Genomic DNA, 14554 nt, shown 5'->3' on the forward strand with positions numbered 1-14554 from the left:
GAACAGATGAATGCCCGGCTCCTTGCCGGGCTTTTCTCTTTGTAAGCTGGCAATTCTCGCCTACCGTCGCTTCGGGCGGAGTGAAGCACTTGCGGCGATTTGGCTGGGACAGGAAGAGCGATGCGCTGGTGTTCAGCGTGAATGGGAACATCCCCGTTCTCGTCAGCTGGACCTTTGCCATCCCGGTTGTCCTGCCCTTTCTGCACGAGTGGTCGACGCGTCCCAAAACCGCGCTGATCCACACATCGATCTTTGCCGCACTGTTTTTCGTATCGGTGTTCCTGCACGAACTGGCGCACACATGGGTTGCCCACCGGCAAGGGATCGGCACCAACAGGATTGAGCTTTATCTGTTTGGCGGGGTTGCCTACTTCAAGCGCGGCGCCACGTCGTCCTATGGTTGGGCGTGGATTGCGTTTGCCGGACCCCTGACCAACATCCTGTTGGCGGCGTTTTTTGCTGCTTCCTATTATCTGATCGCCAAACCTTTGGCGCCTGTCGAATCGGACAGCTTGTTCAGTGCGCCGCCTCCGATGCCGATGACTTATCTTGCGTGGACGCTATGGATCGGCGCCATGTTGAATGGGGTACTCGCCGTCCTCAACATTCTACCGGCATACCCTCTGGATGGTGGGGTGATCGCGCGGCATCTGCTTGCGCGGCGCTTCGGCGAGGGGCGGGCGGCGCGTATCGTCGGGTTCTGCGGTGTCGTGCTGTCGGTATTGCGTTTCGCCGTGATCCTGCCCGCCGCGATAGCAGGCATCCTGTTGTGGCTGCCGCCATCATTCAAGCCGAACTGGAGGGCGCTTCGTGGCACCGGCAGAAAGAAGTCCCGTCCAAACCCGGAAGCGGCGAAGGCCGGAGCCGACGACGTGGAATGGCGCGGCAAAGGTGGGCGACCCATCAACAAATGAGGCCGAACCGCGCCGCCGTTTCGGGGTTAGATGTAGAAGCCCTCAGTCCCGGCTTTTTGCTTTGTCAGCAGCCGGTTTTCGCTTACCTTCGGGTATGTCTGCTTTTTCTTGCGCACGACATTTCCTTTCAGGCAGCGCCGCGCTGGCGCTGGGGCTCTGGCTGGTGCCGCCGGTTCAAGCCGCCGAGCCGGTCGACGTCGAGCTGGTGCTGGCCGTCGACGTGTCGCTGTCGATGTCGCCGGGCGAACTTGAAATCCAGCGTCACGGCTATGCTGCTGCGCTGACGCACGACAATGTTCTGCAGGCCATCGCCGATGGCGCCTACGGCAAGGTCGCCGTCACCTATGTCGAATGGGCGGGAGCGACCACGCAGCAGGTCGTCGTGCCGTGGACGGTGATCGCCAGCCGGGCCGATGCCGAGCGGGTGGCCGCGCAGCTTTCCGCCCATCCGCCGGCCAGCGCCCGGCGCACCTCGATTTCCGGCGCGCTGGAATTCGGCAGCGATCTGTTCGCCGAAAGCGGTTTTCAGGGGACAAAGCGCGTCATCGATATTTCCGGCGACGGGCCCAACAACCAGGGCGCGCCCGTCGACATCACCCGCGACGCGGTGGTCAAGCAAGGCATCATCATCAACGGCCTGCCGCTGATGACGCGCGGCGGGTTCGGCGGCGCCTATGACGTCAACAATCTCGACCGCTACTACAGCGACTGCGTCATCGGCGGTCCCGGATCCTTCATGATCCCGGTCAATGACTGGACGCAGTTTCCCGAAGCCATCCGCCGCAAGCTGGTGCTGGAGCTGGCCGGCGCCGCTTCGCCGCAACGGGCGCGCGAGGAGGCCGGGCATCCGCCGGTGGTGCTGGCGCAGGACCGGCCGACCGACTGCCAGGTCGGCGAAAAGATGTGGCGCGACCGCAGCTGGATGTTCGATGCGCGTTAGCGTTCGAATCATCACGCTGCCGTGAAGGGCCGGTTTCATTGACAAGCCCATGGGCGTCTGTGACACAATTCGGCATCCGAAAAAACAAGGGGAACCGACATGAACAAGACCATCGTCGCTGCCGCGGTATTGGCGCTTGCGGCTGCAATATCCGTGCCGGCCGAGGCTGCCACATCGGTCACCATCGGCATCAGCGGATGGACCGGCTTTGCGCCGCTGACGCTCGCCAAGCAGGCCGGCATCTTCGAGAAGCATGGCCTCGACGTGACCCTGAAGAAAGTGCCGCAGGCCAGCCGGCCGCTCGCCATCGCCAGCGGTGACCTGCAATGCGCCGCCACCACGGTCGAGACCTGGCTGGTGTGGAACGCCTCAGGGGTGACCACCAAGCAGATCTTCCAGCTCGACAAATCCTATGGCGCCGACGGCATTGTCGTGCGCAACGACATCAAGACCGTCGCCGACCTCAAGGGCAAGAATGTCGCGTCCTCGGCGCCGGGCACGTCGCCCTATTTCATGCTGGCCTGGGTGCTGAACAAGAACGGCCTGTCGACCAAGGATGTGACCGTCGTCAACCTGGAACCGGATGCGGCGGCGCAAGCCTTCCTGGCCGGCCAGAACGATGCGGCGGTCACCTATGAGCCGTTCATCTCGGCGGTGCGCGACAAGTCCGATCAGGGCCACATATTGGCGACCACGCTCGACTACCCGATGGTGCTCGACACGGTCGGCTGCACGCCTGAATTCCTCACCGCCAATCCCGACGCCGCCAAGGCGCTGGCCGACAGTTATTTCGAAGCGCTCGACCTGATCAAGAGCGATCCGCAGAGATCCTACGAGATCATGGGCGCCGACGTGAAGCAGTCTGCGAAAGAATTCGAGGATTCGGCGAAATACCTGAAATGGGCCGACAAGGCGGAGAACAAGCAGTTCTTCACCAAGGAATTCCAGGACTTTTCCAAGACCGCCGGCGAGCTTCTGCTGCAGATGGGGTTGATCAAGGAAGCGCCAGATGTTGCCACGCTGGCCGACACCAGCGCGGTGGCGAACTGATAGTCCGGCCTTTGACCATCATGCGGCGGTGCCAGCGCGCCGCCGCTTTCGGGCAACGCGATTGAGCATGGGGACGATCTGACGATGCGGACGATCTGACGATGCGCCCCTTGCACCCGGTGTCGCCGGGCATTCGAACCGTGCTTGGCATTTCCTTCTTCGTGCTGTTCGTCGCCTTCTGGGCGTGGATCACGCTTGGCGGCCACGTCAACCGCATCTTCCTCGCCGATCCGCTGTCAATGCTGCGGGATGGCTGGCGGCTGCTGGTCGAGGACCGCTTCTGGCTCGACATATTGATCACCATCTGGCGCGTCTTCGGCGGGTTCCTGCTGGCCTCGATCGTCGCCGTGCCGATCGGCATCGCCATGGGCGCCTGGAAACCAATAGAGGCGTTTCTGGAACCGTTCGTCTCCTTCGCCCGCTACCTGCCGGCTTCGGCCTTCATTCCGCTGCTCATCCTGTGGGCCGGCATTGGCGAACTGGAAAAGCTGCTGGTCATCTTCGTCGGCTCCGTGTTCCAGATCATCCTGATCGTCGCGGTCAAGGTTGGCTCGACCCGGCGTGACCTGGTCGAAGCGGCCTATACGCTGGGCTCGACCAACAATGGCATCGTCAAACGGGTCATCATGCCGGCCAATGCGCCCGAGATTGCCGAGACGCTTCGGCTGGTGCTCGGCTGGGCTTGGACCTATGTCATCGTCGCCGAGCTGATCGGTTCGTCCTCAGGCATCGGCTACATGATCATCAACAGCCAGTCGCGGCTGGCGACAGGGCAGATCATCTTCGGCATCATCGTCATCGGGCTGATCGGACTGTTGTCCGACTTCGCCTTCAAGGCGTTCAATCGCTGGCTCTTTCCCTGGAGCCTGGCATGAGCAAGTTGCTTATCGAAGGCGTCTCGCGAACCTTCGCCGGCGTGCGCGGCGGGCAGCCGGTCAAGGCGCTGATGCCGGTCGACCTTGCGGTCGCGGCCAACGACTTCATCACCATTCTGGGGCCGTCCGGCTGCGGGAAGTCGACGCTGCTCAGGATCGTTGCCGGCCTGGAAGCGCCGAGCGAAGGCCGTGTGCTGCTTGACGGCAACGCGGTGACGCAGCCGGGACCGGATCGCGGCATGGTGTTCCAGTCCTACACGCTGTTTCCGTGGCTGACGGTGGCGCAGAATATCGCCTTCGGCCTGCGCGAACGCGGCATGGCCGAAAAGGAGCGAGACGGGATCGTCGCTTCCTATGTCGACCTCGTCGGGCTCAAGGGCTTCGAGAACCATTGGCCAAAGCAGCTGTCCGGCGGCATGCAGCAGCGCACGGCGATCGCCCGGGCGCTCGCCAACGACCCCGAAATCCTGTTGCTGGACGAGCCGTTCGGTGCGCTCGACAACCAGACGCGCGGGCTGATGCAGGAACTGCTGCTCGGCATCTGGGAGCGGCGCAAGAAGACAGTGCTGTTCGTCACCCACGACATCGAGGAGGCGATCTTCATGGCTTCGCGGGTGATCGTGATGAGCGCGCGGCCAGGCCGCATCAAGTCGGATGTCGCCATCGACCTGCCGCATCCGCGTCACTATACGCTGAAGACCAGCCGGGAGTTCTCGGCGCTCAAGGCGCGGCTGACCGAGGATATCCGCGTCGAGGCGATGCGCACAGTACAGGCGCAGCCCGCCGAAGCCTGAGTGCGTTTTCGGATCAGGCCGCCAGCAATTGCTTGCGGTCGACGCGCTCCTGCTGCGGCGAGCGGGCATAGAGTTCGCGGTAGCATTTGGAGAAATGCGACGCCGAGACGAAGCCGCAGGCGACCGCTACCTCGACCACCGGCATCGAGGACTGGATCAGCAGGTGCCGGGCGCGGTCGAGGCGGATTTCCAAGTAGTAGCGGGCAGGGGATCTGCCCATCTCGGTGCGGAACAGGCGCTCGATCTGGCGGCGCGACAGGTCGACATGGTCGGCGATCTCGATCAGCGACAGCGGTTCGGAAAGATTGCCTTCCATCAGTTCGATGATGGTCAGCACCTTGGAATTCTGCACGCCGAGGCGGGCGCGCAGCGGCAGGCGCTGGCGGTCGGTGGGGCTGCGCACGCGGTCGGTCAGCACCTGCTCGCACACGCGGTTGACCAGATTGTCGTCGAAATCGTCGCCGATCAGCTTGAGCATCATGTCGAGGGCGGCGGTGCCGCCGGCGCAGGTGTAGATGTTCTGGTCGATCTCGAAGAGGTCGGCAAAGACGTTGGCCTTGGGAAAGGCCTCGGAAAAGCCCGGCAGGTTTTCCCAATGGATGGCGCAGCGCTTGTTGGAGAGCAGGCCGGCGGCGGCAAGGATATGCGCGCCGGTGCACAGGCCGCCGACCGCGACGCCTCTGTTGTATTCCTCGCGCAGCCAGGCGAAGGCCGACCTATTCTGGTAGCGCTCGACATTCATGCCGCTGCAGACGATGGCCATGTTCGGCCGATCCGGCCCGGCCATTTTCTTGCGCTCTTCCTCGAGCGAGGTGTTGACGGCGCATTCGACGCCGTTGGAGGCGCGCACCGGCTTGCCGTCGATGCTGGCGAGGCGCCAGCGATAGGCCTCATAGCCGAGCATGCGGTTGGCCGAGCGCAGCGGGTCGAGCGCCGTCGCAAAGGCGATCATGGTGAAGTCCGGGACAAGGAAGAATACAAACGATCGCTTGATCGGATGCTTTACGGCGTTCAAGGGAACCTCACGCGGCCATGGCGCGAACAGGATGTCGCGAACAGCACAGCGACATCAGGAAAAACCATTCCTGTCAATCGGCTAGGGGGCTAAGCGGAAACTATATTTGCGACATGGGTCGCAAATGAGCAATCGTCCGGGATGACAGGCACGGGCTGCCGACGGATTGGGCATGGTGGCGGCGGCATAGGTGCCAAAAATGAGAAACGCCGCTTCGGTCAAGCCGAAGCGGCGCTGTTATCGACTATCGGCAGCGGCAGGGAAGCGCTGAGCGCTAGCCGTTATCTCAGGCAACGAAACCGAGGCGCACCGCATTCATGGCACCGGTCTGGCCGGGCATGGTATTGGCAAGGCGCTGGCGCTCGAGAGCGGTCGTCAGGTTCATTTCGCGGCGGGCAAAGAGGCGGGCAAAAAGCTTCATCATCATCTCCTATCGGTTGCTCAGACGGGTCGCCTTCGCTTGATGGAGTGGGGCAGCTCGTTTGCTGACGGTGATATAGGCCTGCGTGAGCAGAAACTAAATCGCAAATGCGAAGCGCTTGAATGGAAATGCGACATCGTTTGCGACATTATTGGGCATGGTGCCCAAAATTTACGATTACTTACAGTGTGTTACCGGCGACATTGAGGCGCCATGCAAGTGACGCATATGCGCCATGCAGCGGCGACACGGCTCTGAAAATCATTTGAGTGCAAATAAGTTGGAGAAAGCCTGCAGGGCCAATAGAGAAGGCCTGCCGGGCTGGTCTGCGCGGCAGGCCTTCAGCACAAGGTACACAATGGTTTACTTTGCTCCAGCCCAGGATCCGACGCCGTGGCGTGCACCGGTCTTGGTGTCGGCAGCTTCAGGCCAGCCGATATCCTTCTGCAGTTCGATCGGCAGCGAGCGGATCGCACGTTCGGTCTGGAAGCGGGCGCGGGCCGCGCTCAATTCGGTCGCAAGCCGACCGATGGATGACAGGATAGACATTTCATTCTCCTTTGGTTGTGGCACGTCCCGCATGAACGCGTTCCGTCGCCTGGATATTCCGCATCGAGTGCAATTCCGTGTCAGGAGCGTTGGAGCCATGGCACGTCCTGCCTTCGATGGAGTTGACTATCCTCCCAATCTGATGTTCAATCAAACGAAATGGAATGATGCTTCACATCAGAAAAATTGAAGGTCGATCCCGATGAACGCCCCACTCAATCATCCGCTGCCGCTGCTCGATCTCGACGTTTTGCGCACCTTCGTGGCCATTGCAGAGACCGGCAGTTTCACCACGGCGGCCAATGCGGTGTTCCGCACGCCGTCGGCGGTCTCCATGCAGATCAAGAAGCTCGAGGACATTCTCGGGCGGTCTGTTTTCGCGCGGGATGCGCGCTCGGTGACGCTGACCACGGATGGCGAGATGCTGCTCGGTTATGCCCGCCGGCTGTTGTCGATCAACCGCGAGGTGGTGTCGAAGTTCATCATCCCCGAGATCGTCGGCGTGGTGCGGCTCGGCTCGCCGGACGACTATGGCGAGCGCGTGTTGCCGCATGTGCTGAAGCGTTTCGCGCAGTCGCATCCGTCGATTGCCGTCGACGTCACCATCGACCAGAGCAGCAATCTGCGCCGCCGCATGGACGACCGGGCGCTCGACATCACGCTGCTGACCAATTCCTACAAGACCAGCGCACTCGGCGCCGAGGTGCTGCTCACCGAGCCGATCGTCTGGGCCGGCGCCAAGGGCGGCAGCGCGCATCTGCGCGAGCCTTTGCCGGTGTCGCTGTGGGAAGAGGGCTGCGCCTGGCGGGCCGGCGCGCTCGATGCGCTGAGCCGTGAAGGCCGCAATTACCGCATCGCCTATATGAGCGCCCACACGGCAGGCCAGCGCGCCGCCATCATGTCGGATCTCGCGGTTGCACCGTTGCCGAAGTCGTTCCTGGGCAACGACATGGTCGAGCTTTGCCCGAAGGACGGCATGCCCGATATCGGCACCTACAATCTGGCGATGGTGGTGTCGCCGGACGCCAGCGCGCCGGTCAAGGCCGTCGCCGACCATATCCGTGCGACGTTCGAGCTTTTCCGCGAAACCGGCAAGTTCTAGAGCGGTTCACCGTTTCACGGAAACGGCGAGCCGCTCTAACTCCTTGTTTTGACTCAATTCCCAAGGGAAAGCGCTACACGCTTTCCCGGGAAAACCGTTTTACACTTTTCCTGGAATTGCTCTGCTATTCCGCTGCTTGGGCGGGGCGCGCCGCGAGAGCGGGTCGCGCCGTGCGCCGCGCAGTTGCGCGCCGCTTGGTGGGCTCACCTTCAAGGAAGGCGACGATGCTGTCCCTGGCGCGACGCGCCTCCGGCATCTCGATCAGCGGCCAGACGTGGAACATGCCTTCCTCATAGACGACGTCGATATCGACGCCGGCAGCGCGTGCCTTTTTGGCGAAGATCAGATTGTCGGGGCTGAGCAGGTCGTGCGAGCCGGTCAGAAGCAGGGTCTGCGGCAGCACCGAGAGGTCGCCATAGAGCGGACTGATATGCCAGTCCCTGCGATCGATGCCGGCACTGTACATGCGGATCGCTTCCAGCCCGCCGGAAATGCCGAGCCACGGATCGTTGCGTTCCGCCTCGAACACTTCGGGGTTGGACAGCGACATGTCGAGGCCGGGTGAAATCAGCACGTGGCGCGACGGCAAGGGCAGGCCTTCCTCAGCCGCCATCATGGTCAGCACGACGGCCATGTTGCCGCCCGCGGAATCGCCCATGAAGACGATGTCTTCAGCGTCGGTCTCATCCAGCATCTGCCGGTAGACGTCGCCGACCATGCCGAACATGGCGTGGAAATCATGCTCCGGCGCGATGGGATAGATCGGCACGGTGATGCCGAAACCCAAGCGCTCGGCCACCTCGGCGATCAACCCCCAATGATAGGATGTGATCTGGAAGACATAGGCGCCGCCATGCATGTAGAGGATGCGCCTGCGTTCGCCGGCCTTCGGCGCGATTTCATAGACAGGGAAGCCATCGACGCTGCGCTCGGTGATATCGAGCTGCTCCCGCAGCAATGCCGGGGGATGATGATCCTCGGTCTTGCGGGCATAGGCGATCCAGCGCTGCAGGTTTTCCGGGCTGGCAAATGCCTTCTTGCGGCTGTGCCGGAGGATGAAGGAAACGAGGTGGCTTTTGAAACTGGGCATTCGCGTACACAAGCTCGGCCGCAGCCGACTAAGAGAATTCCCCCACTGTCTCGAAGATCGTACCTCCAGCCGAAATGTCAAGATTCTGGCCCAAGCCAACACGGTTGTTTGATCAGCCAGGTCCGCTGTTTTGCGCAGCGCGGCTCAGCGCCGGGGCAGCAGCGCGGCGCGCAGCTTGACGTCGGTCGCAGCCGGGACCATGCGGCGGCCCCGGCGCTTGGTCAGCAATTTGCACTTGTCGGCGAAGGTCATCAGCGGCCCGAGCCCAGGATCAGACGCGACAGGTTGGTCTGGGCGTCGATGCGCGGCGACACGGGCCAGCCGATGTCCTTCTGGATTTCGGGTGGCAGGTTGTTCATGGCGCGCACGGCCTGTGCATTCTTCATGGCCGCACGAAAACGGCCCAGGGTCTCGAACATCTCTATTCTCCTTTGGAGCGTTGTGGCGGCGGAATAGTCCGGTCCGCCATTCGATGTCCGTTAAATGCTTCACGTCTGTATCGGACGGATTGCGCCAAAACAGCGTTTCGGTTTCCAGATCGGTGCGATCTGGAAACATTTGCATACAAATGAAATTGGGCGAATTGGCGGCCTTCGTAAGGCGGCTTATTCCCGGCTGCGCCTGGCGGCATGGCCTTCGCGCGAACGCCGGCGCGGGGCGGCGTCGCCGGCGACGCCATCCTCGCTGACGGTCTTGCGTGGCGGCAATTTCACCGCCGCCGACAGTTTCGGGAACGGATCGACCTTGTTGGGAAGCGCCATGGCGTAGACGAAATGCTCCTGGAATTTCGGCTCCAGTGCGGTCTCGATCTTCTCGATGTGGCTGACCGTGTCCTCGATCTCGCGGCGATAGCCGCGGTTGAGCAGCGCCATCCGCGCACCGGCGCCGGCGGCGTTGCCGACGGCCGAGACCTTGTCGAGGTCGCAGTCCGGGATCAGGCCGAGCACCATGGCGTATTTCGGATCGATGAACGAGCCGAAGGCGCCGGCGAAATGGATGCGGTCGACGTGTTCGGTGTTCTGCTTTTCCATCAGAAGCTTGGTGCCGGCATAGAGCGCCGCCTTGGCAAGCTGGATGGCGCGCACGTCGGTCTGCGTGATGGTGATCTTGGGTTCGCCTTCCTTCAAGACATAAGAGAAGGTGCGGCCGTTGACCGTGACGCGCGGCGACCGCTCGGCCAGCGACCCGTCGATGACGCCATCCTCGGAGATGATGCCGGCGAGGTACATTTCGGCCACGATCTCGATGATGCCGGAGCCGCAAATGCCGGTGACGCCGGTCGCCTGCACGCTATCCAGGAAGCCGGGGTCGTCGGACCAGAGTTCAGAGCCGATGACGCGGTATTTCGGCTCCAGCGTATCGGGGTCGATGCGCACGCGCTCGATTGCGCCGGGGGCAGCGCGCTGGCCGCCGGAGATTTCCGCGCCCTCGAAGGCGGGACCGGTGGGCGAGGAGGCTGCGACCACCCGCTTGCGGTTGCCAAGCACGATCTCGGCATTGGTGCCGACGTCGACGATCAGCATCATCTCGTCCTGGCGATGCGGGCCTTCCGACAGCGTCACGGCTGCGGCGTCGGCGCCGACATGGCCGGCAATGCAAGGCAGCATATAGAGGCGGGCGCCCTGGTTGAGCTTCAGGCCGATATCGGAGGCCTTGATGCGCACCGTGCCCGAGACGGCGAGTGCGAAGGGCGCGCCGCCGAGTTCGGTCGGATCGATGCCGAGGAACAGATGGTGCATGATCGGATTGCCGACAAAGACGGAATCCAGGATGTCGTTGCGCTGGACATTGCCTTCCGCGCAGACCTTGTCGACCAGGCCCGAGATCGCCTCGCGTACGGCGACCGTCATGCCTTCGCGGCCGTCCGGGTTCATCATCACATAGGAGACGCGGCTCATCAGATCCTCGCCGAAGCGGATCTGCGGGTTGGAGGTGCCCGACGAAGCGGCGACGCGGCCCGACAGCAACGACACCAGATGCATGGCGATGGTGGTCGAGCCGATGTCGCAGGCCAGTCCATAGGCCTCGTTCTTGAGGCCGGGCCAGAGTGCTATGACGCGGGCGATGTCGCTTTCGGCATCCTTGTGGATGGCCGCGGTCGCGGTCCAGTTACCCTTGCGCAGTATGCCTTGCACCTGCGGCATCAGGTAGAAGTCGAATTCGAGGTTTTTAAAGCCCCAATCCTTCATCAAGGCGATCTTGAGGCGGTCGAGATCGCCCAGCGGCTTGTGCATGTCGGGCTCTTCGATCTCGACATAGCACATGCGGATTGCCGCATCGCGGGCGATGACGCGCGTGTCGGCATCCTTGCGGATGGTCTGGGCGTTGATGACCGTGTCCTGCGGCACGTCGATGACGAGGTCGCCGAGGATCTGCGCCGAGCAGGACAGGCGCCGCCGCTCGGGCAGGCCGCGGACGCGCTCATATCGCTCTTCCTTGGCGCCCTTGGGCGAGATGTGGTCGTTGGACGAGACGATCTTGTGCTTGGCGAAATTGCCTTCCTGCACTTCGATCTGGCAGCGACCGCAGGTGGCGCGGCCACCGCAGACGCTCTCGACATAGACGCCGAGCTGACGCGCGGCATCGAGCACCGGTGTGCCGACGGGAAAGCGCCCGCGCTTGCCTGACGGCATGAACAGCACGAGCGGATCAGTAATGTTTGCAGGCGAGTTCACGATTGCGCGCTTATCCCCTGGCCATGCGGGCTTCACGGCCGCCGCGCCGGCGACCGCCATTGCCGCCGCCTTCGCCCGGAGCGTTAACGGCGGTGGGCGCTGCGACCGCCTGGCCGCCTTCGGCCGGTTTGTAATCCTTGTAGGTGCGGATCCAGTTGGTGCAGTTCTCGTCGGTGCCGTTGAGCACATTGGCGCCGCGCACGGCTTCCATTTCCTGCGGGCGAACCGGGTTCATGATAGCGCTAGTCATGCCGGCGCCGATCACCATCGGGATGAAGGCGGCGTTGATGCCGTGGCGGTGCGGCAGGCCGAACGAAATGTTGGACAGGCCGCAAGTGGTGTTGACCTTGAGCTCTTCGCGCAGACGGCGCAGCAACGCGAAGACCTGGCGGCCGGCATCGCCGAGCGCGCCGATCGGCATCACCAGCGGGTCAACGACGACGTCATGCGCAGGAATGCCGAAATCGGCGCAGCGCTGCACGATCTTCTTGGCGACGGCGAAGCGCACATCCGGATCCATCGAAATGCCGGTCTCGTCGTTGGAGATGGCGACGACCGGAACGTTGTACTTCTTGACCAGCGGCAGGATGGCTTCGAGCTTTTCCTCTTCGCCGGTCACGGAGTTGACCAGCGGCCGGCCCTTGGCGACCTTGAGCGCTGCCTCGATGGCGGCGGTCACCGACGAGTCGATCGACAACGGCAAGTCGACAAGGCCCTGGACGATCTCCAGCGTCTGCACGAGCAGGCCGGGTTCGGTTTCGTTCGGATTAACGGAGGTGACGCCGGCATTGACGTCGAGCATGGTGGCGCCGCAGGCGGCCTGTTCCAGCGCATCCTTGACGACGGTCTCGAAATTGCCGGCGATCATCTCGGCGGCCAGCTTCTTGCGGCCGGTCGGGTTGATGCGCTCGCCGATGACGCAGAAAGGCTGGTCGAAGCCGATGATGATCTCTCGTGTCGCCGAGGCGACGATGGTCCGGGTCATGAAGACTCTCCGCCTGATATAAAGATTTCTTTATATCGTTGTCTGGTTTCATTCAAGCGAATGGCTGGCCGTCCGCGCTGTCAGTGCGCGGTCTTCACCATATCCACCTGCGTTTCGGTAATGTCGTCGTGCAGTATGCTCTCGAGCCGGTCGGCGACCATCTGATCGTCGTGGCGGATCTCGCGTTTCCATGGCTGGCGGCCTTTCAGCACACCCGATTCATCGACGATCTCGGCGACATATTCCTCCTGGCGGTAGGCCATCACATGGATGCCGGAGACACCAGGAATTTCCTTCACCTCGTTGATGATGTCGGTGCAGAGCTGCTTGCCTTCCTTCTTCTGGTCCTGCGCACCTTCCAGCCGCTTGATGATGGCGTCGGGAATATGAATGCCCGGCACGTTGGAGCGGATCCATTTGGCCGTCTTGGCCGAAGCCAGCGGGCCGACGCCGCACAGGATGAAAACTTTTTCCGTATGCCCCAAGTCCCGCGCCCTCTGCATGAAGGTTCTGAACATCGGCACGTCGAAGCAGTATTGCGTCTGCACGAATTGCGCGCCGGCGGCGATCTTTTTGCCGAGATGGATCGGGCGGAAATCGAAGGGTGGCGCGAAGGGGTTGACGGCGGCGCCAAGGAAAATTTGCGGCGGCGTCGTCAACTTGCGGCCGGACAGGAACTTGCCGTTGTCGCGCATAATGCGGCAGGTTTCCAGCAACGACATGGAATCGAGGTCGAAGACAGGCTTGGCGCCGGGCTGGTCGCCGGCCTGGACGCCGTCGCCGGTGAGGCACAGCATGTTGGCGACCCCCATGGCGGCACCGCCCAGCACGTCGCCCTGGATGGCGATGCGGTTCCTGTCGCGGCAGGCGATCTGCATGATCGGCGCGTAGCCCATGCGGGTGAGCAGCGCGCAAATGCCGACCGACGACATGTGGCAGTTGGCGCCGGAGGCATCGACGGCATTGATGGCGTCGACCCAGCCGTCGAAGATTTTCGCCCTGTTGTAGACGTCTTCGGGATCGGCGCTGTCGGGCGGGTTGAGCTCGGTGGTAACGGCGAATTCGCCGCGTCGCAGCACGCGCTCCAGTCGGCCACGCGAGGAGTGGCCGGGCAGGGGATCTAGCGGCAGATGGATGCCGGCCGGGTTTTCATCGCGCTGACGGCCGATCACGCGCCCGCTCCAGTGTTGGCTTTGGCCGCTGCTTCACGGGCCGCTGCCGACTGGGCCGTCACCCGCAGCCAGGCCGAGGTTTCGCGCAGCGACTGGTCGACCGGCTTCTGCACGGTCAGGATCCTGTCGCCATGCTCCATGTTCCGCGAGCCTTCCCAGGCCTTGACCCAGACGCAAGGCATATCGGGCTCGACCTCGCAATTGCCGTTGGCGCGCACACCGCCGCAAGGGCCGTTGCGCAGCTGCTTGGGGCAGTTCATCGGGCACGACATGCCGGTCGAGGACAGGATGCACTGGCCGCACATGCGGCAGTCGAACATGAAGCCCTTGACGCGTTTTTCAACGAACTTGATCGGCGCTTCGACGCGGCCGTAGCCAAGGCCTTTCCACAGCGGATGGAGCAGCAGGAACATGTCTGCGAACCTGGAGTAGAACCATTCGAGCAATCGCGAATGGCGGATCGACCACAGCCTGATCGCAAACGAGCGCTGCACGCGCCGCTGCGGCGATACGACGGCCGGCTTGTAGTCGGATTTCGGCGCTGCTTTCTTGACCTGAGTGGCCTGGGTAACCGGCTGGGTAACCCTTGGCCCCTCTTTGGCAGGAGTGGTTTCAGACATTTTCTTTCCCGCCCGCCTTGACCAGAGCGACCAGCCGCTCGCGGTCGTATTTCGCGTCGATGTCGCTGAATGCCTTCTCGACCTCGGCTTCGAGGTCGTCGCCGACGGGGATCGGATCGGCCTTGCGCCATTCGGCGAGGTAATCGTCGGTGCCGCCGGCGCCGGTGCGCATGGCGCACATGTCGATCGCCTCGGTGAAGCGCAGCGGCAGTTCGCGCTTGGCGTTCTGCCGGCCCTTCTTGACGATGACCTGGGCGGGGATGTCGCGCCAATAGACGACAATCAGATCGGCCATGAATTCTCTCACTCCCTGTAGAGCGCCGTGCGTCCATGAGGGAAACGACGCTCCACC

16 protein-coding genes are annotated in these 14554 nt (G+C 62.8%); 6 read left to right on the forward strand and 10 right to left on the reverse strand.

The annotated features are described in order from the left end of the window. The first annotated feature begins 89 nt into the window (after positions 1 to 89). The 5 genes from NLY42_RS18490 to NLY42_RS18510 all read left to right on the forward strand — a co-directional run bounded on the left by NLY42_RS18490 (position 90) and on the right by NLY42_RS18510 (position 4573). On the forward strand, positions 90 to 914 hold the full coding sequence (locus tag NLY42_RS18490; protein WP_023710779.1) for a M50 family metallopeptidase: 825 nt from the start codon (positions 90 to 92) through the stop codon (positions 912 to 914). 94 nt (positions 915 to 1008) lie between these two features. After that, a complete protein-coding gene (locus tag NLY42_RS18495) occupies positions 1009 to 1854 on the forward strand; it encodes a DUF1194 domain-containing protein (RefSeq protein WP_023691008.1) in 846 nt (281 codons plus the stop codon). Between the two features lie 99 nt (positions 1855 to 1953). Next, positions 1954 to 2904: an ABC transporter substrate-binding protein gene (locus tag NLY42_RS18500; protein ID WP_023688106.1), complete on the forward strand. Its 951-nt coding sequence runs from the start codon at positions 1954 to 1956 to the stop codon at positions 2902 to 2904. A gap of 101 nt (positions 2905 to 3005) precedes the next feature. After that, the gene (locus NLY42_RS18505; protein ID WP_023670383.1) at positions 3006 to 3779 is read left to right on the forward strand and encodes an ABC transporter permease; all 774 of its coding nucleotides are present in this window, start codon (positions 3006 to 3008) and stop codon (positions 3777 to 3779) included. Beyond that, entirely contained in the window at positions 3776 to 4573 is a 798-nt protein-coding gene (locus NLY42_RS18510; RefSeq protein WP_023753438.1) for an ABC transporter ATP-binding protein, read from the forward strand. The genes NLY42_RS18505 and NLY42_RS18510 overlap by 4 nt, the downstream gene beginning before the upstream one ends. Before the next feature lie 13 nt (positions 4574 to 4586). Here the strand turns inward: NLY42_RS18510 and NLY42_RS18515 are convergent, their stop codons facing one another. From NLY42_RS18515 to NLY42_RS18525, 3 genes are all read right to left on the reverse strand, one after another. Beyond that, a complete protein-coding gene (locus NLY42_RS18515) occupies positions 4587 to 5525 on the reverse strand; it encodes a GlxA family transcriptional regulator (RefSeq protein ID WP_348524244.1) in 939 nt (312 codons plus the stop codon). 349 nt (positions 5526 to 5874) lie between these two features. Continuing rightward, positions 5875 to 6009 carry a hypothetical protein gene (locus NLY42_RS18520; RefSeq protein WP_023681787.1) on the reverse strand — a complete coding sequence of 45 codons (135 nt, stop codon included), beginning with the start codon at positions 6007 to 6009 and terminating at the stop codon, positions 5875 to 5877. 363 nt (positions 6010 to 6372) lie between these two features. Further along, positions 6373 to 6558 (reverse strand): hypothetical protein, encoded by a 186-nt coding sequence (locus NLY42_RS18525; RefSeq protein ID WP_023681786.1) that lies wholly within the window; start codon positions 6556 to 6558, stop codon positions 6373 to 6375. A 202-nt stretch (positions 6559 to 6760) separates the two neighbouring features. On the opposite strand from NLY42_RS18525, the gene NLY42_RS18530 reads away from it, so the two are divergent. Continuing rightward, entirely contained in the window at positions 6761 to 7660 is a 900-nt protein-coding gene (locus tag NLY42_RS18530) for a LysR substrate-binding domain-containing protein (protein WP_023670389.1), read from the forward strand. A gap of 124 nt (positions 7661 to 7784) precedes the next feature. On the opposite strand, the gene NLY42_RS18535 is transcribed toward NLY42_RS18530, so the two are convergent. The 7 genes from NLY42_RS18535 to NLY42_RS18565 all read right to left on the reverse strand — a co-directional run bounded on the left by NLY42_RS18535 (position 7785) and on the right by NLY42_RS18565 (position 14497). After that, positions 7785 to 8750 (reverse strand): alpha/beta hydrolase, encoded by a 966-nt coding sequence (locus NLY42_RS18535; RefSeq protein ID WP_023688109.1) that lies wholly within the window; start codon positions 8748 to 8750, stop codon positions 7785 to 7787. A gap of 251 nt (positions 8751 to 9001) precedes the next feature. Continuing rightward, entirely contained in the window at positions 9002 to 9169 is a 168-nt protein-coding gene (locus NLY42_RS18540) for a hypothetical protein (protein WP_196813564.1), read from the reverse strand. 186 nt (positions 9170 to 9355) lie between these two features. Continuing rightward, the gene (locus NLY42_RS18545) at positions 9356 to 11485 is read right to left on the reverse strand and encodes an ASKHA domain-containing protein (RefSeq protein ID WP_032895446.1); all 2130 of its coding nucleotides are present in this window, start codon (positions 11483 to 11485) and stop codon (positions 9356 to 9358) included. Continuing rightward, positions 11436 to 12410: a methyltetrahydrofolate cobalamin methyltransferase gene (locus NLY42_RS18550; RefSeq protein WP_023681781.1), complete on the reverse strand. Its 975-nt coding sequence runs from the start codon at positions 12408 to 12410 to the stop codon at positions 11436 to 11438. Before NLY42_RS18550 ends, NLY42_RS18545 begins: the two co-directional genes overlap by 50 nt. Positions 12411 to 12490: 80 nt before the next feature. Continuing rightward, complete coding sequence (locus NLY42_RS18555) at positions 12491 to 13582, reverse strand: methylenetetrahydrofolate reductase (protein ID WP_023681780.1); 1092 nt, start codon at positions 13580 to 13582, stop codon at positions 12491 to 12493. Further along, positions 13579 to 14202 (reverse strand): methylenetetrahydrofolate reductase C-terminal domain-containing protein, encoded by a 624-nt coding sequence (locus tag NLY42_RS18560; RefSeq protein ID WP_023753436.1) that lies wholly within the window; start codon positions 14200 to 14202, stop codon positions 13579 to 13581. Before NLY42_RS18560 ends, NLY42_RS18555 begins: the two co-directional genes overlap by 4 nt. Continuing rightward, positions 14195 to 14497, reverse strand: coding sequence for a virulence factor (locus NLY42_RS18565; RefSeq protein WP_023670397.1), 303 nt, complete (start codon positions 14495 to 14497; stop codon positions 14195 to 14197). The genes NLY42_RS18560 and NLY42_RS18565 overlap by 8 nt, the downstream gene beginning before the upstream one ends. Positions 14498 to 14554: the final 57 nt, after the last annotated feature.

This window comes from Mesorhizobium sp. C372A, from assembly GCF_030323245.1.
Lineage (GTDB): Bacteria > Pseudomonadota > Alphaproteobacteria > Rhizobiales > Rhizobiaceae > Mesorhizobium.